Source organism: Nocardia sp. NPDC059229 (genome assembly GCF_042754165.1).
GTDB lineage: Bacteria > Actinomycetota > Actinomycetes > Mycobacteriales > Mycobacteriaceae > Nocardia.
Genome location: NZ_JBHZAK010000016.1, coordinates 15,109 through 41,557 on the forward strand (window position 1 = coordinate 15,109; position 26,449 = coordinate 41,557).

Here is a 26,449-nt window from a genome sequence, read left to right on the forward strand (position 1 = left end):
TGTCGATCTCGTCGATGTGGCCGTTCGCGCCAGGATCTTCTCCGTGCATAACGAAGCCCACCCACGGCAGGGTCGGGTCGACGCGGTCGGGAAGCAGGTCGGTGATCTGCCCGACGAAATGTTCCGCGGGGTCGACGACTTCCCGAAGGCCATCGCCGCCACCGGCACCCGCGCCGACAACACACACGACTTCTTCACCATCGGCAATTCGCTGGTCGCCTCGGGCATCGCCCTGCAGAACCACTCCACCTGCGCGTCCGCCGAGGCCAACATGAATCAGGCTGGGGCACACTGTCTCACAGCCGGGTGTAGTCCCGCTGGTCCTGCTCGAACGTGATCAGGATTTCCGGTGTCAGGGTCGGGCGGGTATTGGCGACCGCGATCAGGTAGTCCTCGGTGGTCGCGGGTGCGTCTGTGCTGTCGCGCACTGCGCGTTCGAACGCGGACTGTGCGCCTGCACGAGCTGCGTATTCAATGTCAGCGGGGGTGAATTGCGCTGTGGCGCACACCAAACGGTCGAGGTCGATGGTCTCGGCGGCGGGGCCGAGATATCGTCGCCAGATCGCGTTCCGTGCCGGTGCGTCCGGAGGGCCGATCGGAATCACGTAGTCGAATCGACCGGGTCGCAGGAATGCCGAGTCCAATGAGCGGACCGAGTTCGTCGCGCAGATCAGCAGGCGACTGTAGTCCTCGCGGAACGTCGGTATCAGCTTGAGCAGCTCGTTGGTGACTCCGTGCGCAGGGCTTGTCGCCGTACCCGAACGCGTGCCTGCGATCTCCTCCACCTCATCGATGAACAGCAGCAGCTCGTCGAGTTCGGCCAGGTCGGCGAATACCTCGCGCAGCGAGGCCGCGAGTCCACCCGTCGCCGCGGCGGCCAGCCGGGAGGGAAACAATTCGACAAACGGCCAACCAAGTCGGGACGCGACCGCTTTCGCGAAACTGGTCTTTCCGGTCCCCGGTGGCCCGAACAGGATAACGCTCTTGGGCGGCAAGACCCGATAGCGCTCGGCCACATCGGGATTCGCCAAAGGCAACACGACCCGGCGTTCGATGATCTCCTTCTCCCGGGCCATCCCGGCCATCGACTGCCACAGTCCCGGTGGAAGCAGCCGCCCGCCCAGTTCGGTCAGCAGGGTGGCCTGCGCGGGTGCCAGTGGTTCCAGCAGCTCGTAGTAGACGAGACCCGTCCGGCGCAAGTACCCGGAATTCTCGAACGCCGCAGATCCGGTGGCGCCTTCAGGGACGAGGGTGCAGATCCGCCGCACGCCGTTCGACCGCAGCCGCCGCTCCAGTTCGGCAAGCAGTGCGCTACCGATACCGCGCCGCCGCCACCGCGCCGCCAGCGCCACCAGCAGGACCCAGGCCCGCTCGCCATGGATCTGGGCGACCGCCATCCCGACCATTTCGTCACCGACCTCGGCGACCACCGCCGACTCTCCAGCTCGCGCGGCCGCCATCACCTCCGCCAGCGCGAACACCGGCTCGTCCGCAGTAGGCACACGGCTCTGCTCCCAGATCTGGATCCCCTGATCCAGATCATCGTCACGGAACTCGCGTAGTCGCCATACCGGCATAGATCTGCCTATCCGCCCCCCGTGAGGTGCTCAGGGTGGTCGACTGGAAGGTCGAGCCCAGCGGTCCGAGCCAGGCATCGAGGCCGGCTGGGTCTGCATGCCGGGACTCCCGCGACGCCGATGAGTACGGCGACGATGAGGATGACGAGCCCGACGATGACGATCACGACGATCCCTCGGATCTGTTGATGTTCTCAGTACACGCCGAGCAAATCCCGATGTCAACGCTGTAGGCCTACAGATGGAAGGTGAGCGAGAGGAGCGCTCCGGCGCTCAGTGTGACGTTTCGCGGGTCTGTTCCTCACGCCCCTATCTGTTCTCGGGTGGTCAGGAGGGGGTGCCGGCGGTCCCTGAGCCGGACCCGGAACCGGTACCGGGGATGCTATAGGGCGGGAGGTTGCAGATCAGCGTTGCGGCGCTGCCGGTGCTCGGGCAGGGCAGGTAGGTGACGTTCACGTCCTGCGCCTTGGAGCTCTCGACCGATCCATCCGAATTCAGTTGCGACACAACGATGTGATGGATTCCGAGGGTCGTCGGAGTGAAGCCGGCATAGGCGACCCCGAAGGCGGGGCCGTCGGTGCAGCTCGCCGGCACCGGACTGCCGTGCAGCGGCTGCCCATTGTCGGTGAAGGTGATCGTGGCGGTGGTGCACGGACTGATCTCGGCGAGCACCTGCCACGAGTGGAACAACCCGCCCTGGCCGAGCTCGATATCCACTTTCGAGATATCCGCCGAAGCGAGCGGGCTGCCCAGGACAGTGACCGCGACTGCGGCAAATGTGCTCAGCATCAGGCTGATTCGCTTGAACTTCATTCGAACCCCTTGTGAAACTAAATCATTTCAGTTTCACGGAGCGTAACGACGACCTCTCCGCCGCGAATCCCCCCATTTCCCGGGTCTCGCCTATCAACGCCGACCTGGAAACACCGCAGCTACCGCGGTCATCAGGACCAGATCGACGCCATCCGGGGGTCCCGGTAGAACTCGCCGAAAATCCGCAGAGCGAAGTTCAATATATGACCTGATCAGGGCTGTATTCGCAGCCCTCCGCTGCCGTCGGGACGGGAGATCTCACCCAGCGTCGCCGTGGGCATGCGAAAGAGCAGGGAAGTCTTGGCCTTTCGCTGGGCCAGGTCGATACAGCCGAGGGGGCGCTATGGCCGGGGATTGCGGGCCGCCGAGCCCGAAGTCGGTGCGCCGCTGCGAGATCTGCTCGCGGCCCTCACAGCCCCCGCGCTGGTGCTGGGTCCACGCTCCGACATTCTGGCGTGGAATGCCGGAGCGGCCGCGCTCTTCTTGGAACTGGGACCAGGTCGCCGCCGAGGCCGTCGACTGTTTGCGGATGGCCGCCGCGCGGACGCTCGGCGATCCACAGCTCGCGCGTCTGGTGGGGGAGTTGTCGGTGCGCGACACAGACTTCCAACGCTGGTGGGCCGGGCACGGCGTGCGCACGCTGGCGGGCGGCCGCAAGCGGCCGCGGCATCCGGTTGTCGGTGAGTTGGAACTGGATTGGCAAGTGCTGCAGGTACTTACAGCTGGCGTGATCCGGGTACCAATGGGGCCAGACGGACTACCCCCGTGAGGCGGACCAGTGCGAGTCTGGTTGGTGGGTCCCCCGGGAGAAGCACCAGCCTTTTTCAGCGGTAGCAGTGGGAGGTCATGCGATTGTTTGTCTCATTCGCTCGCCGGCGAGGCGCAGGTCGGTGTCGGAGGGGACGACCAACAGGGTCAGGCTGCTGCCGTTGGTGCCGAACAGTCGCATGACATCGGGTGGTTGATCGGGTTGTGGGCCGTGGGTGTGCGCGTCGTCGTCGTGATCGATGCGGCGTTGTATGAGGCTGATCGTGTTCCAGGCGAATCCGATCCGGGTGAGGGCGCCCAGTCGTGGGGTGAGCGCGCTGATCAGGTCGTGCAGTTCGCTGGTGAGGTTCGGTGTCCGTGGCCACCAAGCCCCATCGATCGGAGCCGGGCCGGCGTCGCGGCGGCGCAGGAGCAGGCGGGGAGTACGGGTCGGGATGGGGAAAGGCTGCCGGTTGCCAGGAGACAGTGTCGCGGCGCCTGTCGCGGCGTGGTTGGTGATGGGGTGTGACCGGGGTTCGTGGTTCATGACCGTCGCTCCCGGGCCGGTTCGGTCCGGGCAGGTCGCCCAGCCGCCGCGAGCACGGAGTGTGCCAGGGCCGGGTCGGTGGCCGAGGGGATGGCTTGTAGCACGATCACGGTGCCGTCGGTCCCGCACATGTACATGGTGCCGAACAGTTCGAACGGATACGGGTCCAGTCGTATGGTGCGGTCGGCCACTAGGTGGTGCCGGCCGGTCGGTGACCAGGCGTGCGGGTCGTAGACGATGCGCCCTATCGGCCCTGCTCGCGGACGGAGTGCGGTGATCAGATCCGGGAGCTCGACAGCGAGGTTGCTCGATCGTGGCCACCAGGTCACATCGATGTAGCCGCTTGCTTCGGAGTCCGGGCGCAGACGTAATCGTGGGGTGTCAGTGGGTGTGCGGCCAAGCGGTGCCGAAGGCACGTTCATCGATTGTGGCGTCATCAGACGCTCCTGCCGAGGCCTCTGAGAAGGCCGGATGTCGAATTCGGGGACGGCGCGACCTCTGCTGGTCAGCGCGCGTGATGCCGCCGAATGGTTCGAGCCTACACGCCGGTGCACACCGCGCGAGGCGGCACGGGCAGCGGCGGACGAGCCCGCCCGCCCGAACCGGTGCGCACCTGGCGGGGACAGCGAGCGGGGTTCGGCCGCCGGGTCAGCGTGACGGATTGCTGCGAGCGTGCCCGTGGACGAGCCGGTCGGTGGTCCACACCGGTTGCAGCATGTGCCAGTCGGCCGGGTGCGCGGCGATACTGTTGGCGAACCGGTCGGCCAGCGCCTGAGTCGTGTGCTGCACTCCGCGAGCGATATCGATCGGCCCACCCGGCCAAGCACCAACAGCGCCAACCCGCAGCCCGAACGGAAAGCCCGCCATTGCTGCGGGTCAAGCCATTGTTGTTGTTTTCGCGCGATTACTACCGGGACCCCTGAACGGCCAGGCCAGCCAGCATGGCGACGGCATCGTTGTAGACCGCGATTTCCGACGGCCGGGTGATCACTACGCCGAACGCAGCTCGATCGAAACCGATAGCACCGCAGATCCTTTCACCTTCAGCAACCGACTCAGCGTGACGACGTTGGCCGGATCGGAAGCCGTGCCGGAAGCGTATCGCTATGACGCACACGGCAATACGACCCACCTACGCCGGGTGACCGGTGCGCTGATCGAGCCGGATTTGCACTGGGACTACGGGAACAGCCTCTATCGCTTCGAACTCGGCGGCGGGAGTTCCGCACACTACGTGTGCGACGCCACCGGTCAGCGTGTCCGCAAGGTGTGGGAGCCCGGGCTGACCGAGGAGCGAATCTACTCGGGCGGGTTCGCGTCGGCGCCCCTGACCCCCTCTAACCTAACGCCGCTCGACTACCCCTGAACTGGGAAAATGGGCGATCGGACGCCCGGGCTGATCCGGCCCCGCATCTACCACCAGTGGGGAAGGCGGAGCTACGCTGACAGCTGGCGAAACCGCACGACGGACCGCCTGTGACTACCGATATCGGGTGAGTTCCCGGAGACGCCCCCGGCCGCACAGTCGGCCTCGGGACCCCGCTCCCACACACGCCGCTCGTCGCACCTCGAGCAGAGCTCTCACCACCACCAATACGAGGCGAGACCATTGCCCGACAACAATCCGTCCTCTCCGTCGACCGGCGGATCGTCGTCGGCGTCGTTCGACAACTCGTCCTCGGTCGCGGGCCGGGTGGCCCAGAACAGTGTCTTCGAACGATCAGCCCGCGCGGGCTTCGTCGTAAGCGGCATCGTGCACCTGATCATCGGCTACATCGCCATCCGGATCGCCCTCGGCGGCGCAGCCGGCACCGCCGACCAATCCGGAGCCATGGCGGAACTGGCCGCCAAGCCGGGCGGCGTCATCGCCCTGTGGGTGTGTGTCGTCGCATTCGGGCTGATGGCGCTGTGGCGGCTCGCCGAAACGGCACTCGGCAGCTCGTCCGAACCCGCCGCCGACAGTAAGAAATCCGAAGCGATCGATCGCGTCAAGGCGGCTGGGCTGGCGGTGGTCTATTTTGCCTTCGCCCTCTCCGCGTTCGGATTCGCCCGCGGCAGCGGCAAGTCCAGCAGCGGCCAGAGCATGGGGATCACCGCCCGCATGATGCAAACCACCGCCGGCACGATCGCCCTTATCGCGGGCGGGCTGATCATCATCGCGATCGGCGGCTACCACGTCTACAAAGGAGTGAGCCGGAACTTCCTCGAGGACCTCGAGGGCGCCACCAGCGACCTCGTACGAAGGTTGGGCACGGTCGGATACATCGCCAAAGGGCTGGCCATCGCCGCGGTCGGGTTGCTGGTGATCCTCGCCGTGAGTCGATCCGAGCCGGACAAAGCCGCCGGACTCGACGGCGCCTTCAGAACCGTGGGGGCTCAACCCTACGGAACGGCCCTCCTCATTGTGTCGGGCCTGGGCATCATCACCTACGGCCTCTACAGCTTCGCTATGGCCCGGTATACCAAGATGTAGTCGGATACCAGTCGCAGCGACAATGGCTCGAGCGCGCCGACCTTATTGCTCGCGCAAGTGTGGGAACCATCGCGGTCACGGTGATCGCCGGGCCCTTGAACTATGCGGGAGTCAACCCCAAGGTCACCAACTGCAACGTTCCGAAACCCAGCCCGTAGGTTGCCGATCGGACGGTGAGCCGCTGTTTCCGAGACCGGCGTCTGGGTATGTCGAGTTGGCATAGGTCGAGGAAGAGGGCGGTTGCGATGCGGCAGGCACTCACGGTGGGTTTCGAAGAAGCGTTTCTGCTGGTCGATGATGTCGACGGCGCGCCGCTTCCTCGGGCCGATGAGGTGCTGAGCTGGCTGCGGGCCAATCTCGGGGCCGACGATTCGGCCCGATTCGAACCCGGACCGAAACCGGTCCGAGTCGAAGCGGTCACCCTGGGGCACACGAACATCGCGGCGCTGCGGACGGATTTGAGCACCGCATGCGGGAGTCTGGCCAACGACTGCAAACTGGCGGTGCTGCCTGTCGATGGAGTCGAGGAAGCCGACGACACCGCCGTCACTCGACACTTGCTGACCGCCCTGCATCGTCACGGCACCGGTGCCACCCGACAACGGATCGCCGCATGCTTGGGCATCGGCGACCTTGTCGATGCTTTTCGACTGACGAGCGAGGGTATGCCCCTTTCCGCCGACGGGCACGATTGCTCCGCCGCATTCGCGCAACCCCGCGGATCCACGCCATGAACGAAGACAACGACCGAGGCCGAACCGAGGAGCGCCATACCACTGACGGGCCGCAACAGGGCCACGATGATCTGGTCGCGCAACCCCACACCGCCGACGAAGGCGGACCGATCATTGCCGCGGAAGCGGCGGCGGCGCGGGCCAGCACGACGCAGAACCCGCTGGGCAAGCCCGGGCGGCGATTCGATCCGCGATCGCCGTTCATGGTCGGCATGGCAGGCGCTGCCGGGGTCGCGGTGACCTACGGCGCGATCCAAGTAGTGATCGCCGCCAGTCAAGTGCTGGTCTTGATCACCATCGCGCTGTTCCTTGCAATAGGTCTGGAACCTGTCGTGTCGTGGCTGGTTCGGCCTTGGTTTCCGCGATGGGCGGCCGTGACCGTGGTATTCGTGGTCGCGATCGGATTGCTGGCCGGGTTCCTCGCGGCCGCGATACCTCCGCTGGTCACCCAGGGCAGCGCGCTGGTCCACAACGCTCCGGACTACGTCAACCATCTTGCGCAACGATATCCACTCATCGACGCGCTCAACACTCGTTTCCATCTCCAGGACCAAGTCCAGCAGTGGGTCGGGTCCGATCCCTCGAAGCTGGCCGGTGGTGTCCTCGGCGCGGGCCGCCTCGTGTTCAGCATCGTCAGCGGCACGGTGATCGTCGCTGTGCTGACCGGCTACTTCATGGCCAATTTCGCAGAGGTTCGCGCCTCGATCTACCGGCTGTTTCCGCGCTCGCGCCGACCGCGAGCGATCCTGATCGGCGACGAGATCTTTGTGAAGGTCGGCGGCTACATCCTCGGGAATCTGGTCATTTCGGTGATAACCGCGGTGTTGACCTTCATCTGGCTGCTGATTTTCGACGTGCCCTACCCGCTGTTGCTGGCCATCCTGGTCGCCGTCCTCGACTTGATCCCGGTGGTGGGTTCCACCATCGCAGGGATCATCGTGGCCCTGGTCGCGCTCACCGTATCCCTGCCCGTCACGGTGGCCACCGTCATCTTCTTCATCGTCCTGCGGTTGTTCGAGGACTACGTACTCGTGCCCAGAATCATCGGCAGAACGGTCCGGGTGCCGGCGATCGTGACGGTGGTGTCGGTTCTGCTCGGTGGCGCGTTGCTCGGGATCGTCGGTGCCCTGCTCGCCATCCCGGTCGCCGCAGCGGTACTGCTGATCATCAGTGAAACGGTATTGCCGTCTCTGGACGAGCGCTAGCTATCGGTGTCCGGCTCAATAGGCCGGCGGACAACGGGAACCGGCGCGGGTCGAGCGGATGACCTCGCCTGGTCATCCGCTCGCGATCGACGCTGGCCAGCGCCTGGTCAGTGGCGGAAGGCGTCCTTGACCTTCTCGCCCGCGTCCTTGAGGTTGGACTTGACCTGATCGGCCTTGCCCTCGCTCTGCTTACCCTTGTCGTCGGTGGCCTTGCCGTACTTCTCCTTGGCCTTACCGGCGAGTTCCTCGGCTTTGTTCTTCGCCTTGTCTGCAGTGCCCATGATTGCGGCCCCTTTGTTCGAAGGTGCCGGCCTGCTATTTCCAGCCGGTCCTCTGGCGGGTATCCCGCATTCGGGCGGCCAAACAACGGCCCCCGCCGACGCAGTGGTTCTCGGCACCACTTGGTCATCACCGAAACGGGTATGTGGCGAGGTGTCGGACGCGGTGGCAGGGATTCTGCGTGGGCGGTCCGCTGCTCGACCACCGCTGCCCCGGATCGCGCATCCAGTACGCCAGCTTTGATCAACTGTCGCCGTTCAAGGCGTGGCGAGAACCCACAGGGGACTGGCGCGCCGAAAATCCACCGGAGTTGCCGGATAGCGCTGTACGGCAAGGGTTTTCGGGTGCACGTCCGCGACGCTGCGATGGCCGCTGGTGACTCGCCCGCCTGGGTAGCTACGGCTCACGCGATGCATCGACCAAGCCGGTGGTCATCCCGACACGCGGCCGGACGGGATCTCCGTTCAACACGTCGAACAGATCCAAGCCGCAATCGAGGAGTGCGCAGATCCCCGGTAGCCACTGCCGGCGCCCCGTTTCGATCACGCGACCGAGGTCGATGCCCTTCAGGGCAAGTATCATAAGGTGATTATTTAATAATCGCTCAAAATTCCACAAATTGCAGTAGAAGTCCGATCGTCAAGGGGTAGACCTAGATTTTTGCATAATGCTGTGATATAAATGGCTCATGGAGCGGGGATGTGGTTCCGAGAGTCGAGAGGCTATCGCCGAAGCCCTCGATATAGGGGCATCGCTGCTGGTGCGGCATCTGTCCCGCGGTACCAGCCTGACGGCGCGTGCCGTGTTGGCGGCGCTGGACGAGGACGGTCCGGCTCGGCTGACGACGCTGGCGTCGGCAACAGGTGCCAGTCAACCGGCGATGACGCAACTGGTGGGGCGGTTGGAGCGAGATGGCTTGCTTGCTCGGCTCGGCGACCCCGACGATGCGCGCGCCACCCTGGTAGAGATTTCCGACGCGGGGCGGGCACTGCGGGCCGAGCTGCGCCAGTCGCAGCATGAGCGGCTGGGCGAACTGCTGGACACACTGTCTGTCCACGAGCAAGTGACATTGAGCCTGGCCATGCGTGTCGCCTTGCCTCTGCTTCGACAGCTGACTCGGCACGCCGCCGAAAATCCGCAGCCGCAGCGCGCCCCCGCATCGCTGACCACGTGATCGAGTCAGCCCGGGTTTGTGGCTCGGCTGGCTCACCCGAATCGGCTCGGTCTCCGCTCCGCATGTGACCGACAATGCCGTCGGCCTCCAAGGTTCGTTCCGCAGAGGAGGTTTCGATGTCTACCGATACTGGTATGGAGCGCCTCGCGCGCCGCATGCAGAGCTTGTACGCTACCGACCCGCAGTTCGCTGCTGCCCGCCCGGATGAGGCGATTTCCGCAGCGATCCGGCGGCCGGGACTGCGGTTGCCGCAGCTTGTGCAGACCGTGATGGAGGGCTGTGCCGACCGGCCCGCGCTCGGACAGCGTGAGGTTCGGTTCGTCGAAGACCCGGCCACCGGCCGCACCTCGGCCGAATTACTGCCCGGATTCAAGACCATCACCTACGCCGAGTTGTGGCACCGTTCCGGAGCGATTGCCAACGCCTGGACGAACGAGCCGGTGCGGCCCGGTGACCGTGTCTGTGTCCTCGGCTTCACGAGCATGGACTACACCACCGTCGATGTGGCGCTGATTCGTCTAGGGGCAGTGTCTGTTCCGTTGCAGACCGGCGCGTCGGTCACGCAACTGCAGACCATCGTCGCCGAGACCGAGCCGACCGTGATCGCCTCCAGCATCGATTACCTTTCGACCGCCGTCGACCTGTTGCTGACCGGCCATACTCCCGCACGGCTGATCGTGTTCGACCACTACGCCGAGTCCGACGACCACCGTGAGGCGGTGGATGCCGCCCGTACCCGGTTGGCCGAAGCGGCCAGCCCGGTGATCGTGGAAACGTTGGCTGATGTCGTCGCACGAGGTGAACACCTTCCCGCCGCGTCGGCGTTCGTTTCCGACGAGGACGACCCGTTGCGGCTGTTGATCTACACCTCCGGCAGCACCGGCGCACCCAAGGGCGCCATGTACCCCGAGCGGCTGATCGCCAACTTCTGGCGCCGCTCGGGCGGATCGTGGTCGCCGAGTGGCGCGCCCTCCATCACGCTGAACTTCATGCCGATGAGCCACGGCATGGGGCGCCAGATCCTGTATGCATGCCTCGGCAGCGGCGGCGTTGCCTACTTCGTGGCCAAGAGTGACCTGTCGACCCTGTTGGACGACCTCGCGTCGGTGCGCCCGACCGACTTGAACTTCGTGCCGCGCGTGTGGGACATGCTGTTCCAGGCGTTCCGCAGCGAACTGGATCGGCGCTCGTCGGAGGGTACCGACCAGGCGGCACTGGCAGCCGAGGTCATGGCGGACCTGCGCCAAAACCTGCTCGGCGGGCGATTCGTGTCGGCGATGACGAGCTCCGCGCCCATGTCTGCGGACCTGAAGGCGTGGGTCGAGTCGTTCCTCGACCTGCATCTGGTGGAAGGCTACGGCTCCACCGAGGAAGGATTTGTGTTCGTCGACGGCCATGTGCAACATCCGCCGGTGATCGACTTCAAGCTGGTCGACGTCCCCGATCTGGGCTACTTCCACACCGACCAGCCGCATCCGCGAGGCGAGCTGCTGGTCAAATCCGAGGAGATGTTCGCCGGCTATTACAAGCGGCCGGACGTCACCGCCGAGGTCTTCGACGCCGACGGTTACTACCGCAGCGGCGATATCTTCACCTAGGTGGCCCCGGGTCTGTTCCGGTTCGCGGATCGGCGCAACAACGTGATCAAGTTGTCCCAGGGTGAGTTCGTCGCGGTCTCCAAGCTGGAGGCGGTGTTCACTGACAGCCCGCTGGTCCAGCAGATCTACCTTTATGGCAACAGCGCACGCCCCTACCTGTTGGCGGTGATCGTGCCCTCCGAGGAGGCGCTGGCCGGCCGTGACAATCGACAGCTGAGGCCACGGATCAGCGCGTCGCTACAGGATGTAGCGAAAGCAGCCGGGCTGCGCTCCTACGAAATCCCCCGCGACTTCATCATCGAGACAACGCCTTTCAGCCAGGAAAACGGCCAGCTGACCGGCATCGGCAAAATAGCGCGCCCCAAACTGAAGCAACGCTACGGCCAGCAGCTCGAACAACTGTACGACGATCTGGCCCACGGCCAGGACGACGAGCTGCGCCGGCTGCGCCGCGAGGGCGCCGACCAGCCGGTGCTGCAGACGATCAGACGGGCCGCGGCAGCGCTGCTCGGCACAGCGGACAGCGATCTGCGGCCGGATGCGCAGTTCAGCGATCTGGGCGGAGACTCGTTGTCCGCGTTGACCTTTGCCAACCTGCTACACGAGATCTTCGGCGTCGACGTCCCGGTGGGTGTCATCGTCAGCCCTGCCACCGACCTGCAGGGCCTCGCCGACTACATCCAGGCGCAGCGACAGCCCGGCGCCGAACGGCCCACCTTCGCCGGAGTGCACGGCCGCGCAGACGAGGGGGAGGTCACCGAGGTAGCCGCCCGCGACCTGACCCTGGACAAGTTCATCGACGCCGCGATACTGGCGGTCGCGCCGACGCTGCCGCGGCGCCGTGCGCACGTGCGCACCGTATTGCTGACCGGTGCGACCGGCTTCCTGGGACGGTTCCTGGCCCTGGAGTGGATGGAACGGCTGGCCCCCGTCGATGGAACCCTGATCTGCCTGGTGCGCGCCAAGGACGACACCGCCGCCCGCGCCCGGCTGGACCAGACCTTCGACAGCGGCGATCCGGCGCTACTGGCGCACTACCGCGAGGTGGCCGCCGAGCACCTGCAGGTCATCGCCGGCGACAAGAGCGAACCGAACCTCGGGCTGGATCAACAGACCTGGCAGCGGCTGGCCGACACCGTCGACCTGATCGTCGACCCCGCCGCCCTGGTCAACCATGTGCTGCCCTACAGCCAGCTGTTCGGCCCCAACGTGGCAGGCACCGCCGAACTGATCCGGCTCGCGCTGACCACCAGGATCAAGCCCTACAGCTATGTGTCGAGTATCGGAGTCGGTGACCAGACCCCACCGTCGCAGTTCACCGAAAACGGCGACATCCGCACCATCAACCCGACCCGCGGCATCGACGACAGCTACGCCAACGGCTACAACACCAGCAAATGGGCCAGCGAAGTGCTGCTGCGAGAGGCCAACGACGTGTGCGGGCTGCCCGTGGCGGTGTTCCGCTGCGACATGATCATGGCCGACACCAAGTACGTGGGGCAGCTCAACGTGCCCGACATCTTCACCCGGCTGATGCTGTCCCTGGTCGCCACCGGTATCGCCCCCTACTCGTTCTACGAACTCGACAAGGACGGCAACCGGCAGCCCGCCCACTACGACGGCCTGCCCGTCGACTTCATCGCCGAAGCGATCGCCACCCTGGGCACATGGCTGGAAACCGGGGCCCAGACGTATCACGTGCTCAACCCGCACGACGACGGCATCGGGCTCGACGAATACGTCGACTGGCTCATCGACGCCGGCCACCCGATCCAACGGATCGGTGACTACCACGACTGGCTGGACCGGTTCGAGACCGCCATGCGTGCCCTGCCGGACCGGCAGCGCCGGCATTCCGTGCTGCCGCTGCTGCACTTCTACCAACAACCCGACAAGCCGCTGCACGGAGCCCTCGCATCGGCCGAACGGTTCCACACCGCGGTCCAGGAGGCGAAAATCGGCCCGGACAAAGACATTCCACACATCACCGCGCCGCTCATCGTCAAATACATCACCAACCTGCAACAGCTCGGACTGCTGTAACACGCAACCGGTGCCACAGATCGGGGAGACGTCGCCTTCTCGATGCAGTGACCGGTCGGCTGTACCGCGATTCGAGCCTTGGCAGCAGCAGGTCGGTCGATCGGACCGACTCGTTGCCGGTAGCGGCTGGTGGGTGAGTTAGGTCGCCCAGCGCTCTCCCGAACACCACCGCTATCACGACATCGTTTGAGGGCCAGCAGAATTGGCGGTGCTGTTCGTCGGAGGCGACTGGGCTCAAGACCATCACGACGTGGAGTGGTGTCTGGATCGCGTCCGCGATCGAGGCTCGGCTCTTCCAAAACGGTTGCGCTCGTTGTCATTCCATATTGTTCGACTTCGATGGCAAGGGATTGCTGCAAGAACGTCGCAGACCCGTGGAATCTGCGGCGTTCTTGCGTGCACAGGGTTTGGACCAACGTGTTGGTCAGTGGATCGGAACCTTGGTTATCGGTACCTCGATCAGCGTGGGGTTGCTGTGGTCGGCGACGGCCTTGCCGACCAGGTCGCTGACTTCGTCTGCGCTCCCGGCCCGGTGGGACTGGACTCCGAAACTGGCCGCGGTGGCGGCGACGTCGAGGTCGGGGACGTCCAGGCCGGGCACGCCGAAGGTCTTCTCCAGGGCGCCGAATTCCTTGAGGATGCCGTATTCGCTGTTTGCGGCGACGACGATGGTCAGCGGGATCCGGTAATGCGCAGCGGTCCACAGGGCGGTGATCGCGTACTGGATCGATCCGTCGCCCATCAGGGCCACCACGGGCCGGTCCGGGGCGGCAAGCTGAGCGCCGACCGCCGCGGGCAGACCGAACCCCAGCCCCTCGCCGGCAGCGGTCAGGTGTGACTTCGGGCCGCTGGGCCGAATCAGGTCGGTGACAATCTGCTCGTTGCTGCCGCACTCGGATACCCACAGGGTGTCCGAGGGTGCCGCACGACCCACCGCGTTCCACAAGCTCTCCGGAGCCAGCGGTGCCGAGGCAGGTTCCAACGCAGGAATATCGCCGCGCGGCGCCTGCGAGGGCCGGTCGCTGCGAGTGACTCGGTCCAGGATCGCGCGGGTGAGCGCGGTGAGATCACCGACCACCGAGTCACCGATCGGCGCGCGGGCGGCTTCGTCGGGGTCGTTGGTCAGTTGTACCAGCGTCGTGCCGTCGGGCAGATACGAGCCTTCGACGAGGGGGTAGTAGCGGAAGACTGGGGATCCGATGACCAATACGAAATCGTGCCCGGTCAGTTTGTCCGACAACGGTCCCTTCGCCGCAGGTAGCAATCCCTGATACAGCGGGTGATTCTCCGGGAATCCGGACATTCCGGTCAAAGGTGCCGTCCAGACCGTGGCCTGGGTCCGTGCGGCCAGCGCGACGACATCCTCGCGAGCGCCGTAGCGTTCGACGTCCCCGCCGACGATGATCACCGGGCTTCGCGCCGCGTCCAGCCGGGTGGCGACCTGCTGGGCCAACTTCTCGGAGAAACCACCGGAATGGCTGACCTTGCGGTCGCGTACGCGGTGGATGTCGGCCAGCTGACCGTCGTCGAGCTCGGTTTCGCAGTCGTCCATCGGCATCGATACGAACACCGGGCCCATCGGCGGTGTGGTCGCTATGTGATACGCGTGCGCCAACACCGCGGGCAGCTCGCTGGCTATCGCGGGCTCGGCAGAATATTTCACGAAAGGTTTCGGCACCACTGTCGGATCCAGGTTGGTCAGCAGGCAGTACTGGTTCTGCATGATTCGGCGCTGGTTTCCCGCGGTGACGATCAGCGGGGTCTTGTTGACGTGCGCGTTGTACAGCGCGCCTTGGGCGTTGCCCATACCCGGCGCGGTGTGCAGATTGACTATCGCGGGTTTGCCGGTGATCTGCGCCCAAGCGTCGGCCATCGCGACCGGCACCATCTCCTGCAGGCCGAGGAAATACCGAAAATCGTCGGGAAAGTCCTGCAGCAGAGTCAGTTCCGACGACCCAGGGTTTCCGAACCAGGTAGTCAAACCCAACGTACGGCACAAATCGATGGTGGCTTCACGAACAGTGGTCATAACACATCGCCCTGCCTTCTCGGAGAAGTTCAGTGGATTGGACCAACCATTTCTGCACAGCGACCGATCACCGCTCCGGGGAGCGAAGCAGCAGAGTCGGGACCTTTGGTTTTGGCCCTGATGTCTCGCCGGCCTGTGAAACCACCCCGGCCCTTCACCGTCAACTTTCAGCGACGGGTACTACAACATCGACTGCCCCACCAGAAAGGTGCTCCTCAATAACGCTGATTCAACCTATGGACAAGTCGAATCAACGCAAATCAGAGCACCTTCCGCCATTTCCGAGGCACGGTCAGCTCACCTCAGCATGAATGGTCCAGGTTTGACGCGCTCACACACTCGTCGCCCCGTTGATGCCCGACTTGGTGATCGCGCGTGGGTGTCCTGCTGCTGTCGAATGGCTGTCGCCGCCCTGTCGAGAACCGTCCACTTGCGATGTTTTCCGTTGCTTAGGCACGGAAACAATTGTCAATAAAGGGATTTCGGTAATCCGTGTGCGCGACGAACGGCTAGAATCGACGCCCCTGAAGGGGGAGGTCCCATGGTCGACTCACCGGATCCGGGCACTCAGGTCCAGGTCGGTGGCGCCGTGTCGGCGCAAATGGTGGTGGGCAACCACAATTACGTTGTCAACCTAGAGCGGACCTACATCGTCGGGGCGCGGTGAATCCACCCACGCTGACCCGGCGGGCTACGCCGGAGGCGCACCCGTTGCCGCGTGCTGGTAGCGAATTACTGGGCAGGCGAACGGCCGGATTCCGTACGCCGATGACGCTCACCGACTGGGAAGCTCTGCCCAAGGAACAAGGGGCGCTCAATCCCGTTTCAAAAGAATCGATTTCACGTATCTTCGGCGCGTGAACACCAAGAACCGCACGGTCCGAGCAGGATTCGCCGCTCTCGCCCTCGCGGCGGGCCTTGTCGCCGTCGCGGGGCCGGCCGCAGCCGAAATACCCCTCACACCCGCCACCGCGGATCCGATCTGGGGCGCGACCACCGGTCCCATTCCGACCGGCAGTGCCGTCGCCGCCAGCCAAGGCAGCTCCCAGGCCGGACTGCCGAACCTCGCCGGTCCGCTGCTCGCCGCGCCCGCCGACCTCCTCAACGTCTTGCTCGGCGGTGCGCGCCCCTGCACCCTGTCTGCCACCTGCAACGGGATCGGATAGCACCTCCGCCACCACAAGACGAGAAAGGCCCTTCGCTCAACGGAATCCGGTGGGCGAAGGTCGTCCTTTTCGATGCTTCAGGCGATCAGGCCCGACCGACCTCGAAGCGGGCGAAGCGGGTCACGGTGACACCGGCCTCCTCGCGATCTCGCGCTTCTTGGCGACGAGCTCGGCCGGGACGTTCTCGCGGGTCAGGTACTTGGGCTCGAAGGCCTCGATCGGTCACGGTGCCGGAACTGCTCTGCCGCGCGAATCCCGCATCAGTACGCCATTTGCGCAGTTATCTGTGGTAGGTCCTTAGCGCCGGATCTCGGGCCACTGTTCGGGCGAACTCGAACAAGCGTGTCCAGCAACTTATCTCGACGCTAGCGTCGCATCTGGGGGGCGAATGCACTACTACCCCCAGGGCGACCGAGGATCTGATTCGTGGACGGTGGTCGGTGACGAGGCTAGGTGGCGTAGCGCTCGGCGAAGACGACCTGTTCCAGCGGGCGCCGGCCTGGGTGCGGTGGGGTGGTGGCGGGGTGTCCGATCGTCACGATGACTGCGATGGCCAGATCGTCTCGGTCCTCGATGCCGATCGCCTTCTTCACCAGATCGGGATCCCAGCCGTTCATCGGAGCCGACGCCAGCCCCAGCGCCGTGGCCGCGAGCATGGCGTAGGTGGCGGCGATCATGGCGTTCTTCACCGCGTTCTCCCGCAACAGTCCGCGGTGGTGCAGGTCGCGGAATTCCGCCCGGCTGTCGAACATGGCGGTGAACTCGGCGTTCCAGGCACCGCTGCGCCCGGCCGAGTCGGCGATGTCGGTGTTCGGCGCCTCCCATGCCGCACTGTCGGCCACGAAGACCAGCGCCACCGGCGCCTCCCGGGGCTGTGCCTGCCCGAAGGCCGCCTCCGAGAGCCGGGCTCGCCCGGCCTCGCTGGTCACTACCACGATCGATCGGTCCTGCATGTTCCAGGCGCTGGGGGCCTGCATGGTGAGCTCCAGCAGTTCGGTCAGCACGTCCGGGTCGATCGGATCGGGGAGGTAGTGGCGAACGGTGCGGCGCCGGTGGATCGCTTCCGGGACGGACAAGGTATCGGCTTTCATGAAACTAACTATCGGAGAGTGGCAAACTTATTGAAAGAAGGCACCTTTCGGTTCGTTACAATGGTCGGGGTGCGCACACATGTCGAATCCTCGGGCCTGCCGGCCGATGTCTTCTCCGCTCGCTGCCCGACTCGTCAGGTGCTGGATCGGATCGCCGGCAAATGGACGGTCCTGATCATCGACGCACTCGCCGGCGGGACCATGCGCTACACCGATCTGCAGCGCCGCATAGAGGGCATCTCCCAGAAGATGCTCACCCAGACCCTGCGTGAACTGGAGACCGATGGTTTCGTCATCCGCACCGTCCATCCCACCGTCCCGCCGAAGGTCGAATACACCCTCACTCCACTGGGTTACAGCCTGCGCGCCCCGATCACCGCGCTGCGCGAATGGATCGAGGCCAACATCAACGAGATCGAAGTCGCTCGAGCGGGTTCGCGGCAACACCGTGACTCGGCTGACCAACAGTCGACGAGTTCCTGACCGTCCCGACTTCTCGAGCCCTGCATTTGATCCGCTCCGGGAATTCGAGAATGGCTTCGCGGCCGTGGCTGCCGCGCAGCAGCAGTAGGTTCCGTTCCCACGCACTGTTCGCCGCCACCTCATAGCTCAGTGGTGGATGAAGTCATTCGCCGCTGGGTGGCTCCTCGGCCAGTCCCACCGCGGATGGAAATGACCGCAGTTGTTCTTGACGTGCTGGGTTTTCCTCAGCGTCTGCCAGTTCGTGGAGGACTCCGAGGAGCCGTTCTTGCTGCTCGAAGGGGAGCTGGCCGATGGTCCAGGCCATACTGTCCATCATCCTGAGAAATCCTATCGGACGTTGATTCAGCTGCGAAGTTGTTGGTGGGCAACGTTTTCCACGTAGGCTTGCGCGCCGACCTTGCGGGTGAGGGACGAAGTCATCACTGCCCTGTGATCACAGCACGGTCGGAGACCAGCCCGTGACACCGGTGCGGCGCAACAACTCTGGGACGTCCTCGCCCTTCAGAACCGACCCACCGACTGAACACCGACCCCCGAGGATCTGTGCCCCAGAAATCAAGGGATTCGAATCCGGGCTGTAATGAACCGATTTCACATAGCGTCAGGCTCGTGAACACGCAAAACCGCGCAGTCCGAACCGGACTCGCCGCCCTCGCCCTCGCGACGGCCTTCGCCACCGCCGCGGGACCCGCCGCAGCCGATATTTCCCTCCGGCCACCCGCGTCCTCGAGCCCGGCCGATATCGTCGACACCTCGACCGGAAGCGGCTCCTCGCTCATCCAGACCGGCTCCGCCGCAGCGCAATCCGGTTCCGCAGCGATTATCGACCCGCTCTACAAAATGCTCTGCGCCATCGCCACGCTCAGTTCGATCTGCAATATCGGCGACCTGTAGCATCCCAGGGCCAGCACGACCCGATCAAATCCTCGGTCGACCACTCCTGACGCACGCCCGGGCACGGTAGACGAAACCCGCTGCCGCCGAACCTACTCTGCACTTCAGGATTCCGGGGCCGAGCTTGGTTGCACGGCAAACGCAAAGTGGGTGAGGGCCAACGCGCTGATCGCGGCGATCGTGGTCGCGATCACGATCCGGGGCCGGAAGCTGGACCCGATGACCGACCCGGACAGATCGGCGACGATCCCGGCCTGACCGCGACCCGCCCCTCGGCGAACGGGTTTCGCCGAGGGGCAGCGTCGGTCAGTTGTAATCGGAGACGAAGCCGAAGTTGAAGTGGTGGCCCTTGGAGGTGCAGGAGATCACGCCTCGGAAGCCGCTGCCGATGCAGGTCGCGCCGCCGTAGGTGAGGGTGGCGTCGGGGCCGTAGGGGGAGTTGGAGCCGGGGACCGGGCCGCCACCGGTGAGCTGGGGGCTGCCGGGGCGGCCGTGGAGGCCGAGAGGACCCAGGGCGGGGTGCGCCGGGAGGAAAGGGATGTCGATGGAGATGTTCGAGATCGACAGGCCGTACCAGCGCATGTCGTAGTTGGTGATGTCGCATCCGACGTCGCCGTTGGGGCGGATGGCGCAGCTGGCCAGGTTGCTGTAAGTGAAGTAGACCGTGTCGCCCACCAGGTAGTCGGCCGGGTCGGCGACCACGGTCTCGGCGTTCGCGACCGCCGATCCGGAGATCGATGCGGCGGTTACCGCCAGGGCGGCTCCGGCGAGGGCGGTGCTGATGCGAACCGGTGATGCCATGGCTCTCCTTCGGTGATGATCGTGCTCGGATTGCGGACGTGTTGCCATCGGGCACACCGGATTTCGTGTCACGTCCGCCGGCGCCACGCTAGTGGGTCTCGCTGGCAATTCACTGTCAGGCGTCCGCAGCGGTCGCGTGCGCAGGTGATGGCTCAGATCGCCCACCAGTCCGAGGCGCCCAAGCCGCGGTTACTACCGGAATCCTTTGACCGGCTATGCGCTCATCAATCGCCGCACGGCGGCGGCGACTTGTTCGGGTTGTTCGGCAGGGATGATGTGTTCGGAGACCGCGTCCTCGAATTGCGCGCCGACCTGGTCGGCGTACCGGCGCTGGTATTCGCGCATGAGGTCGAGATTGCGGGCCTGGTAGCTGGCGGCGTGGATCGCCGAGATGACGACGATGCCGGATTTCGGCGGTTGTGGTGGGCGGCGGCGGAATTCGCCGATCGCCGCCGCGACGGCCGCTATCTCATGCCGGGTTTGGGCGAGGCCGGCGGGGGTGAAGTCTTCGGCCAGGCTGACGGCGTAGCTATCGGCGGGGAACTTGCGCCCGTAGGAGCGGGTCAGTATTCGCATGAACGGTGGGTAGTGGCTCAGCGCCTGCTGTACAGCGAGGATGCGGTCGGTCTTCTTGACGGTTGGCGTCCAATTGTCGTAGTTGGGAGCGGCTTCCGGTGTCGGGTCGATGAGGACGAGCCCGATCGGCGACAACGTTTCCGCGGCGCGGCGCACGATCAGCCCACCCATACTGTGGCCCACCAGGATCAGCCGCTCCGGCGCGAGCTCCTCGACCAACGCCACCAGAGTGGCCGCCATGTCGTCGATGCTCTGTGGCGCGTCGGCGCTGCCGCTGCGGCCGCGACCGGCCCGGTCGTAGGCGACGGTATGCGCGACATCCGCCAGTAGCGGTGTGACTCGATCCCAGAGTGTCCGCCCGGCACCCGCCCCGGATTCGAACACCACCCAGGTATCCCCGACACCGGAAACTTCGAAGTAGATCTCGGTGCCGCACAACATCAGTCGGCTCCCAGGAACATTCCGCATCGCGGTCACCTTTCAATCAATTCCAACTTTGGTAACGATACCAAATATGGGTATAGTAGCGGTATGGACCCCACCGAGTTGCTGCTCCACCCGGTCCGGTTGCGCATCATCCACGCGCTGTCCGGCGGCCGGTTACGTACCGCCGGCGAGTTGTGCGACCGCATGCCCGACGTGCCCCGGACCAGCGTCTACCGGCACCTCGCCCTGCTCACCGAGGGCGGAATGCTCGAGATCGGCGATGAGCGGCGCGTGCGCGGCGCGGTGGAACGCTCCTATCGGTTGCGACCCGACCGCCCGACCGTCTCTGCCGACGCGAGCAGCGTGATGACGTCGGAAGACCACCGCCGAGGGTTCGCGGCCGCCATGGCCGTCCTGATCGCCGAGTTCAACGCCTACCTCGATCGAGCGGACGCCGACCCCGTTGCCGACTCGGTCGGTTACCGCCAAGGCACCCTCTGGCTCAGCCCAGAGGAACTCGACACCATGCTCATCGGCTTCCGCGACATCGTCGCACCCCTCGCCGCGAACAAGCCCGGGCCGGGCCGCAGACCGTACTTGATCAGCCCGATCCTTTTCCCGGGCGAGGAACCACCATCGCCGAGCTGACAGTGCGCCACTCGGCATCCGACACCCGACGAACCCCCTGTGCGCCCATCGCTATATCGATGTTCGGAAAACGATTCTCAACACCTGGAGAGTGCGGTTGGGGTGATCGGATCGAGTCCGAACGCGCTGTCGGGGTGATCGGTTGAGGCACAACGGTTGTCGACGATGTGGTTGACGCTTCGGGCGGTGTCGGCAGGGCCTTCGCGGCAGCGCCCCGAGTGTTTGTTCGGTCGGGCTGTGCGGAGGTCCGATGCTTTCGTCACCCCGACACGATTTCGAAAACCGGATGGGTGCGGGCGTTGTCGCGGAATAGCTGCGGTGGTGAGTCCGCATCCACATCCAGGTAGGGCAGCACGAAGAACCGTCGATACAGCGCCACAAGGGGTTTGGGAACCTGCGGCGGCCCCGCCACCAGCGATGCGCGGAACACCTCGGCCGCTTGATCGGCGGGCAACTCGACGGCCGTCACGGACTCGAGGTGTCTGCCGTGGCGCAGCGTCGCCTTCCCTTGTGCCGCACGCAGGTTGCACACCCAGTTCACCGTTCCATAGGACGCGACGAGATATCGTCGGCCGTGTTGTTCGAACACCGCCAGCGGCGTCTGGATGGCGCGGCCGGTGCGCCGTCCGGGCACGGTGAGGACACGGAAGGTCCACATCGGCAACCCGGCGCGTATCACGGTCCGCATCCACGCGTTGGATGCCCTGACACCCCACCCCGCTCGATACGGCTTGGCCATGAATTCGAGGGTTCACCTGTCCACGGGTGAAGGCAAGGGCCCGAGAGCAGCCTCGACGAAGTCGGGTCGGCCAGATGGGGCGGTCGTCGAGCCGACAGCAGCGTTGGTGATCGCGGCGGCTGAGCCGACAGCCGGTTTTCGGTCCTCGTCGGCAGGTACGCCGTGGATATGACCCTGAAGGAGTACCGGAGATCGAGGTGCGGGGCGACTGCCACCAGATCGGCCGGCGGGCAGGACTGACCCTCTACGGCATACTCCGCAAAATCCAACGCACACTCAGCATTTGGATCGGAACGTGCCCGCTCGGTCACCACACCTCGTTCGACCTGACAAAGTCCTACCAGTGCTGCTCCGGCCCGCCTGCCCATGCCGGTGGGAGGATCTCGGTTGAAACGTCGGCGATTTCGCGCAGGCGAGCCGAGGTGACGCCCATGCGGCTCAATTGGATGAGACCCTGGGTGGTCATGATGACATTGGCGCTCAGGGCTGAGAGGAGTTCTTCGTCGGCCGGGCCGGTGGCGATCATGGCGCGGCGGAGGCGTTCGGCGACAGCGTTTTCCATGGTGGCAATGGTGCGAGCGCCGATGGTCGCGACCTCCGGGATGCGAGTGCCCAGGTGGGCGATGCTATTGATCATGAGGCAGCCACGGCGGTCGGGATGGGCGGCACAGTCGTCGATGACGGCATGGCAGAGGGCGCGGACGGCGGCGCGCGCCGATCCGGGGGTGGATTCGATTGCCGCGCGGACGAATCGGGCGCGCTGGTCGCAGTAGCGTTCGAAGGCGGCCAGGAACAGGCCGCGTTTGTTGCCGTAGGCGCCGTAGATGCTGCCGTTGCCGATGCCGGTGGCCCGGGAGACGTCCTCGACCGAGGTGGTGTCGAAGCCTTGCGGCCAGAAGAGTTCGATCGCGGCATCGAGCAGCGCCTGCTCGTCGAACTGTCGCGGTCTACCCATGGGACTCACCGTATCAATCTGCGATCTCGAGCACTCCACTTGTTTTGGAGGCGCGCCTCCAGAATACTGGTGGACATGTCATCAATATCTTCCGATACCGCCCGTCGCAGGGTGGGGATCCTCGTGTTCGATGGTGTGAAGATGCTCGATTTCGTCGGTCCCGCCGAGGTCTTCATGGAAGCCAATCAATCGGTGAACGGATACGAGGTGGTGTTGCTCTCGGCCGACGGGCGGGATGTGCAGACCTCGATCGGTGCCCGGGTCGCGGTGAGCGGCGCGGCGGCCGAGGCTGGGAGGTTCGACACCGTGGTGATTCCGGGGAGTGAACTGCCGGCCTCGGTTTTCGTGACGCCCGAGGTGCTGGCGGCGGCTCGGCATCTGTCCGCGCACACCCGGCGGCTGGTGTCGTTCTGTAGTGGGACGATGGTGCTGGCAGAACTCGGGCTGCTCGACGGGCGGCGGGTGACCACGCATTGGAAGTTCGCATCGGATCTGGCCCGGAAGTTCCCGGCCGTGAAAGTGGAGCCGGATGCGATTTTCGTACGGGACGGCAATCTCTACAGTTCGGCCGGGGTGGCGGCGGGCGTGGATCTGGCCCTCGCCCTGGTCGAGGAGGATCATGGTGCGGACGTGGCGCGGCGGGCGGCGCAGCTGCTGGTGGTGTACATGCAGCGGGCGGGTGGGCAGTCGCAGGTCTCGGCTTCCCTGACCGGTCCGGTGCCGCGCAGTCCGCTGGTGCGCACGGTCGTCGATCTGATCTGCGCGGATCCGGCCTTCCCACATACGGTGCAGACGCTCGCGGCGCACGCCCGGGTGAGCGTGCGGCACCTGACCCGGCTGTTCCGGTCCGAGCTGGAACGCTCACCGGCCGAGTACGTGGCGTTCATTCGCTTCGGCGTCGCCCGGGACATGCTGCACGCCGGGTGCTCGGTGACCGAGGCGGCCATGGCGGCGGGATTCGGCAGTAGTGAGGCGCTGCGCCGGGCTTTCGTTGCCCGCCTGGGCGTTTCGCCGCGCACGTATCAGCAGCGTTTCCGCGCCACGGGCTCGGCGAAGTGGCCGGCGCTGCAGGAGCCCGTCATCGCGGCCGTGTCCTGAATCGGGGTTTTCACGGCCCGCAGTGAGGGGCGGCGCGCAGAGGTTCCAGATGAAAATATCTCGTCACCGCCGCGGTGGCGACCGAAATCTCCAGTAGAAAGGCGCACAACCATGTCTGGAAATCCGCACGGGATTTCGCTCGAACCGGCCGCGCAAGAGTTCGTGGACGCCACTTCGCAGCCGCCGTTCCTGTACCAGTTGCCGCCGGAGGAGGGTCGTAAAGCGGTTGACTCGGTGCAGGATTCGCCGATCTTCAAGCCGGAGATCGACGAGGAGTGGATCACCGTCGAGGGTGGCCCGACCGGGTCGGTGCGGGCGCGCATCGTGAAGCCGCAGGGCGCGGCCGAGCCGCTGCCGGTGATCGTCTACACGCACGGCGCGGGCTGGGTGTTCGGGGACGCGCACACTCACGACCGGCTCGTTCGTGATCTCGCCGTCGGTGTGCACGCGGCCGTCGTGTTCCCGGAATACGATCGCTCGCCGGATGTGCGGTACCCCGTCGCCAATGAGCAGTCGTATCGAATCGTGCAGTGGGTCACCACCGATGGGGCGAGCAAGGGCCTGGATGCTTCCCGGCTGGCGGTCGCGGGCGATTCGGTCGGCGGCAATATGGCGATTGCGCTGACGCTCATGGCCAAGGAGCGCGGCGATGTCTCCTTCGCCCAGCAGGTGTTGTTCTACCCGGTCACCGACGCCAACTTCGACACCGGATCCTACGAGCGATTCGCCGAGGGCTACTTCCTCACCCGCGAGGGCATGCGGTGGTTCTGGGACCAGTACACCACCGGCGCCGAAGACCGTGCCCGCATTACCGTTTCGCCGTTGCGCGCCACCACCGAACAGCTCGCCGGGTTGCCGCCCGCGCTGGTCATCACCGCCGAAGCCGATGTGCTGCGGGACGAGGGCGAGGCGTTCGCCGGGAAGCTGCGTGAGGCGGGCGTCCCGGTCACCCAGGTGCGCTACGGCGGGATCATTCACGACTTCGTGATGGTGAACGCGCTGCACGATACGCATGCCGCGAAGGCCGCTGTGGCGCAGGCGGTCGCGACATTGCGCGCGGCGCTGCATCCCTGACCGCACCGCCGGGCGAGGCGATCCGCGCCCGGCACAACCGTCCTATCCGATCTCGACCCCGGAGCCATCCCCATGACCATCACCCCCACCGTCATCCTGGTCCACGGCGCTTTCGCCGATTCCTCCAGCTGGAACGGCGTCATCGAAATCCTTGCCGCCGAGGGCGTTTCCGTGCTCGCCGCGGCCAATCCGCTGCGCGGCCTCACCTCCGATGCCGCCTATGTCGCCTCGGTCGTCGACAGCATCGACGGACCGGTGGTGCTGGCCGGGCATTCCTACGGCGGCAGCGTCATCAGCGTTGCGGCGCAAGGGAAGCCCCAGGTCACCGGGCTCGTCTATCTGGCGGCCTTCATTCCGGAGGCCGGTGAGAGCGCGTTGGCGCTGACCGACAAGTTCCCGGGCTCGACCCTCGGCCCGACCACCCGCCCGGCGTCCTACCCGCTGGCCGATGGCGCCGACGGCACCGAGTTGTACATCCGACAGGACGAATTCCCGCAGCAGTTCGCCGCCGACGTGCCCGCGGCCACCGCCGCGGCCATGGCGATGACCCAACGGCCGGTCGCGCTGGCCGCGCTCCAGGAACCGGCTGCGGCAGCCGCGTGGACGAGCATTCCGGCATTCGCGCTGCTCACCACCGACGACAAGAACATTCCGCTGGAAGCCCAGCGGTTCATGGCCGAGCGCGCGCAGGCCGAATCGATCGAGATCGCCGCGTCGCACGCGGTCACAGTGTCCCAGCCCGGCGCGGTCGCCGAACTGATTCTGCGTGCGGTGCGGCAGTCGAACTGACCCGTCCGGTGCGGTCGGCCGGCTGAGGTGTCATGCACACCGACGCAGTCCTCGCCCTGGACCGCGTGAACCCGTTCGACCTGTCCACACCGGTCAAGGTGTCCAGCTGAATCCGGTTGCCGGACGGTCATGCCGGGTATCGGGTTCGGCTGTACGCGGAACGCCCGCAGATCGACGTGGACTGTTCACGCTGCGGGTGCCGTGGGGGCTGGATGGGCTGGATGCGGCGGACACCCTGGTGATTCCGGGGACCGCCGATCCACTCTGATCGTTTTTCGAACACTTCAGCGACGTGGGCGGACGGGATGGGGGAGCTGGTAACGACCTCATCATCGGTCGGCCACGATCGGGCAGCGACAGGTTGAGAAGGCCGACCTGTTGGTATGCGCTTAGATGTCGGCGCAACACACAACCCCGACGGTTGAGCCGATACGAGGGTCGCGCCCCACGTGCATTACCGGGACGCTGGGGCGAGACCCTTGTCCATCCG

At 65.5% G+C, this 26,449-nt stretch carries 28 protein-coding genes and 3 pseudogenes; 17 read left to right on the forward strand and 14 right to left on the reverse strand.

What is annotated here, in order from left to right:
• Positions 1–43: 43 nt before the first annotated feature.
• Entirely contained in the window at positions 44–337 is a 294-nt protein-coding gene (locus tag ACFXHE_RS30775) for a hypothetical protein (RefSeq protein ID WP_379387923.1), read from the forward strand.
• Here the strand turns inward: ACFXHE_RS30775 and ACFXHE_RS30780 are convergent.
• Positions 297–1,577 (reverse strand): ATP-binding protein, encoded by a 1,281-nt coding sequence (locus ACFXHE_RS30780; protein ID WP_379387924.1) that lies wholly within the window; start codon positions 1,575–1,577, stop codon positions 297–299. The genes ACFXHE_RS30775 and ACFXHE_RS30780 overlap by 41 nt on opposite strands.
• Positions 1,578–1,612: 35 nt before the next feature.
• On the opposite strand from ACFXHE_RS30780, the gene ACFXHE_RS30785 reads away from it, so the two are divergent.
• Positions 1,613–1,810 carry a hypothetical protein gene (locus tag ACFXHE_RS30785; RefSeq protein ID WP_379387925.1) on the forward strand — a complete coding sequence of 66 codons (198 nt, stop codon included), beginning with the start codon at positions 1,613–1,615 and terminating at the stop codon, positions 1,808–1,810.
• 94 nt (positions 1,811–1,904) lie between these two features.
• On the opposite strand, the gene ACFXHE_RS30790 is transcribed toward ACFXHE_RS30785, so the two are convergent.
• Positions 1,905–2,390 carry a hypothetical protein gene (locus ACFXHE_RS30790; RefSeq protein WP_379387926.1) on the reverse strand — a complete coding sequence of 162 codons (486 nt, stop codon included), beginning with the start codon at positions 2,388–2,390 and terminating at the stop codon, positions 1,905–1,907.
• A 279-nt stretch (positions 2,391–2,669) separates the two neighbouring features.
• On the opposite strand from ACFXHE_RS30790, the pseudogene ACFXHE_RS30795 reads away from it, so the two are divergent.
• Positions 2,670–3,159, forward strand: a pseudogene (locus ACFXHE_RS30795) (hypothetical protein).
• 75 nt (positions 3,160–3,234) lie between these two features.
• Here ACFXHE_RS30795 and ACFXHE_RS30800 read toward each other — a convergent pair.
• The 3 genes and pseudogenes from ACFXHE_RS30800 to ACFXHE_RS30810 all read right to left on the reverse strand — a co-directional run.
• Positions 3,235–3,684 (reverse strand): DUF5994 family protein, encoded by a 450-nt coding sequence (locus ACFXHE_RS30800; protein WP_379387927.1) that lies wholly within the window; start codon positions 3,682–3,684, stop codon positions 3,235–3,237.
• Positions 3,681–4,121 (reverse strand): DUF5994 family protein, encoded by a 441-nt coding sequence (locus ACFXHE_RS30805; RefSeq protein WP_379387928.1) that lies wholly within the window; start codon positions 4,119–4,121, stop codon positions 3,681–3,683. The genes ACFXHE_RS30800 and ACFXHE_RS30805 overlap by 4 nt, the downstream gene beginning before the upstream one ends.
• Before the next feature lie 211 nt (positions 4,122–4,332).
• Positions 4,333–4,494, reverse strand: a pseudogene (locus ACFXHE_RS30810) (phosphatidylinositol mannoside acyltransferase); the annotation flags it as partial.
• Positions 4,495–4,744: 250 nt separating this feature from the next.
• Here ACFXHE_RS30810 and ACFXHE_RS30815 point away from each other — a divergent pair.
• On the forward strand, positions 4,745–5,050 hold the full coding sequence (locus ACFXHE_RS30815) for a hypothetical protein (RefSeq protein WP_379387929.1): 306 nt from the start codon (positions 4,745–4,747) through the stop codon (positions 5,048–5,050).
• A gap of 215 nt (positions 5,051–5,265) precedes the next feature.
• Here the strand turns inward: ACFXHE_RS30815 and ACFXHE_RS30820 are convergent, their stop codons facing one another.
• Positions 5,266–5,436 (reverse strand): hypothetical protein, encoded by a 171-nt coding sequence (locus ACFXHE_RS30820; RefSeq protein ID WP_379388211.1) that lies wholly within the window; start codon positions 5,434–5,436, stop codon positions 5,266–5,268.
• Between ACFXHE_RS30820 and ACFXHE_RS30825 the strand changes: the two genes are divergently transcribed.
• The 3 genes from ACFXHE_RS30825 to ACFXHE_RS30835 all read left to right on the forward strand — a co-directional run bounded on the left by ACFXHE_RS30825 (position 5,378) and on the right by ACFXHE_RS30835 (position 8,096).
• Positions 5,378–6,157, forward strand: coding sequence for a DUF1206 domain-containing protein (locus ACFXHE_RS30825; protein WP_379387930.1), 780 nt, complete (start codon positions 5,378–5,380; stop codon positions 6,155–6,157). The two genes, ACFXHE_RS30820 and ACFXHE_RS30825, sit on opposite strands and share 59 nt — an antisense overlap.
• A 245-nt stretch (positions 6,158–6,402) precedes the next feature.
• On the forward strand, positions 6,403–6,891 hold the full coding sequence (locus tag ACFXHE_RS30830) for a hypothetical protein (RefSeq protein ID WP_379387931.1): 489 nt from the start codon (positions 6,403–6,405) through the stop codon (positions 6,889–6,891).
• Positions 6,888–8,096 carry an AI-2E family transporter gene (locus ACFXHE_RS30835; protein ID WP_379387932.1) on the forward strand — a complete coding sequence of 403 codons (1,209 nt, stop codon included), beginning with the start codon at positions 6,888–6,890 and terminating at the stop codon, positions 8,094–8,096. The genes ACFXHE_RS30830 and ACFXHE_RS30835 overlap by 4 nt, the downstream gene beginning before the upstream one ends.
• 107 nt (positions 8,097–8,203) lie before the next feature.
• On the opposite strand, the gene ACFXHE_RS30840 is transcribed toward ACFXHE_RS30835, so the two are convergent.
• Both ACFXHE_RS30840 and ACFXHE_RS30845 read right to left on the reverse strand, forming a co-directional pair.
• On the reverse strand, positions 8,204–8,377 hold the full coding sequence (locus ACFXHE_RS30840) for a CsbD family protein (RefSeq protein ID WP_379387933.1): 174 nt from the start codon (positions 8,375–8,377) through the stop codon (positions 8,204–8,206).
• A gap of 394 nt (positions 8,378–8,771) precedes the next feature.
• Positions 8,772–8,957, reverse strand: a complete 186-nt coding sequence (locus tag ACFXHE_RS30845; protein ID WP_379387934.1) for a hypothetical protein — start codon at positions 8,955–8,957, stop codon at positions 8,772–8,774.
• 178 nt (positions 8,958–9,135) lie between these two features.
• Here ACFXHE_RS30845 and ACFXHE_RS30850 point away from each other — a divergent pair, with 178 nt between their 5' ends.
• Both ACFXHE_RS30850 and car read left to right on the forward strand, forming a co-directional pair.
• Positions 9,136–9,549 (forward strand): MarR family winged helix-turn-helix transcriptional regulator, encoded by a 414-nt coding sequence (locus ACFXHE_RS30850; protein ID WP_379387935.1) that lies wholly within the window; start codon positions 9,136–9,138, stop codon positions 9,547–9,549.
• A 116-nt stretch (positions 9,550–9,665) separates the two neighbouring features.
• A pseudogene (gene car / locus ACFXHE_RS30855) lies at positions 9,666–13,190 on the forward strand (carboxylic acid reductase).
• A 424-nt stretch (positions 13,191–13,614) separates the two neighbouring features.
• On the opposite strand, the gene mdlC reads toward car, so the two are convergent.
• Positions 13,615–15,219 (reverse strand): benzoylformate decarboxylase, encoded by a 1,605-nt coding sequence (gene mdlC, locus ACFXHE_RS30860; protein ID WP_379387936.1) that lies wholly within the window; start codon positions 15,217–15,219, stop codon positions 13,615–13,617.
• Positions 15,220–15,760: 541 nt separating this feature from the next.
• On the opposite strand from mdlC, the gene ACFXHE_RS30865 reads away from it, so the two are divergent.
• Positions 15,761–15,886: a hypothetical protein gene (locus tag ACFXHE_RS30865; RefSeq protein ID WP_379387937.1), complete on the forward strand. Its 126-nt coding sequence runs from the start codon at positions 15,761–15,763 to the stop codon at positions 15,884–15,886.
• A gap of 190 nt (positions 15,887–16,076) precedes the next feature.
• A complete protein-coding gene (locus ACFXHE_RS30870; protein ID WP_379387938.1) occupies positions 16,077–16,385 on the forward strand; it encodes a hypothetical protein in 309 nt (102 codons plus the stop codon).
• A 449-nt stretch (positions 16,386–16,834) separates the two neighbouring features.
• On the opposite strand, the gene ACFXHE_RS30875 is transcribed toward ACFXHE_RS30870, so the two are convergent.
• Positions 16,835–17,476: a nitroreductase family protein gene (locus ACFXHE_RS30875; protein WP_379387939.1), complete on the reverse strand. Its 642-nt coding sequence runs from the start codon at positions 17,474–17,476 to the stop codon at positions 16,835–16,837.
• 69 nt (positions 17,477–17,545) lie between these two features.
• Here ACFXHE_RS30875 and ACFXHE_RS30880 point away from each other — a divergent pair, with 69 nt between their 5' ends.
• Both ACFXHE_RS30880 and ACFXHE_RS30885 read left to right on the forward strand, forming a co-directional pair.
• The gene (locus tag ACFXHE_RS30880) at positions 17,546–17,959 is read left to right on the forward strand and encodes a winged helix-turn-helix transcriptional regulator (protein ID WP_379387940.1); all 414 of its coding nucleotides are present in this window, start codon (positions 17,546–17,548) and stop codon (positions 17,957–17,959) included.
• A 609-nt stretch (positions 17,960–18,568) separates the two neighbouring features.
• The gene (locus ACFXHE_RS30885; RefSeq protein WP_379387941.1) at positions 18,569–18,853 is read left to right on the forward strand and encodes a hypothetical protein; all 285 of its coding nucleotides are present in this window, start codon (positions 18,569–18,571) and stop codon (positions 18,851–18,853) included.
• A 306-nt stretch (positions 18,854–19,159) separates the two neighbouring features.
• Here ACFXHE_RS30885 and ACFXHE_RS30890 read toward each other — a convergent pair whose 3' ends face one another.
• Both ACFXHE_RS30890 and ACFXHE_RS30895 read right to left on the reverse strand, forming a co-directional pair.
• Positions 19,160–19,654, reverse strand: a complete 495-nt coding sequence (locus ACFXHE_RS30890; RefSeq protein WP_379387942.1) for a hypothetical protein — start codon at positions 19,652–19,654, stop codon at positions 19,160–19,162.
• 213 nt (positions 19,655–19,867) lie between these two features.
• On the reverse strand, positions 19,868–20,698 hold the full coding sequence (locus ACFXHE_RS30895; protein ID WP_379387943.1) for an alpha/beta fold hydrolase: 831 nt from the start codon (positions 20,696–20,698) through the stop codon (positions 19,868–19,870).
• 63 nt (positions 20,699–20,761) lie between these two features.
• On the opposite strand from ACFXHE_RS30895, the gene ACFXHE_RS30900 reads away from it, so the two are divergent.
• Positions 20,762–21,304, forward strand: a complete 543-nt coding sequence (locus ACFXHE_RS30900; RefSeq protein WP_379387944.1) for a helix-turn-helix domain-containing protein — start codon at positions 20,762–20,764, stop codon at positions 21,302–21,304.
• Positions 21,305–21,563: 259 nt separating this feature from the next.
• Here ACFXHE_RS30900 and ACFXHE_RS30905 read toward each other — a convergent pair whose 3' ends face one another.
• Both ACFXHE_RS30905 and ACFXHE_RS30910 read right to left on the reverse strand, forming a co-directional pair.
• Entirely contained in the window at positions 21,564–22,043 is a 480-nt protein-coding gene (locus ACFXHE_RS30905) for a nitroreductase/quinone reductase family protein (RefSeq protein WP_379387945.1), read from the reverse strand.
• A gap of 337 nt (positions 22,044–22,380) precedes the next feature.
• A complete protein-coding gene (locus tag ACFXHE_RS30910; RefSeq protein WP_379387946.1) occupies positions 22,381–22,998 on the reverse strand; it encodes a TetR/AcrR family transcriptional regulator in 618 nt (205 codons plus the stop codon).
• 75 nt (positions 22,999–23,073) lie between these two features.
• Here ACFXHE_RS30910 and ACFXHE_RS30915 point away from each other — a divergent pair, with 75 nt between their 5' ends.
• From ACFXHE_RS30915 to ACFXHE_RS30925, 3 genes are all read left to right on the forward strand, one after another.
• A complete protein-coding gene (locus tag ACFXHE_RS30915) occupies positions 23,074–24,096 on the forward strand; it encodes a GlxA family transcriptional regulator (protein ID WP_379387947.1) in 1,023 nt (340 codons plus the stop codon).
• A 111-nt stretch (positions 24,097–24,207) separates the two neighbouring features.
• Positions 24,208–25,170, forward strand: a complete 963-nt coding sequence (locus ACFXHE_RS30920) for an alpha/beta hydrolase (protein ID WP_379387948.1) — start codon at positions 24,208–24,210, stop codon at positions 25,168–25,170.
• A 72-nt stretch (positions 25,171–25,242) separates the two neighbouring features.
• The gene (locus tag ACFXHE_RS30925; RefSeq protein WP_379387949.1) at positions 25,243–25,959 is read left to right on the forward strand and encodes an alpha/beta fold hydrolase; all 717 of its coding nucleotides are present in this window, start codon (positions 25,243–25,245) and stop codon (positions 25,957–25,959) included.
• Positions 25,960–26,449: the final 490 nt, after the last annotated feature.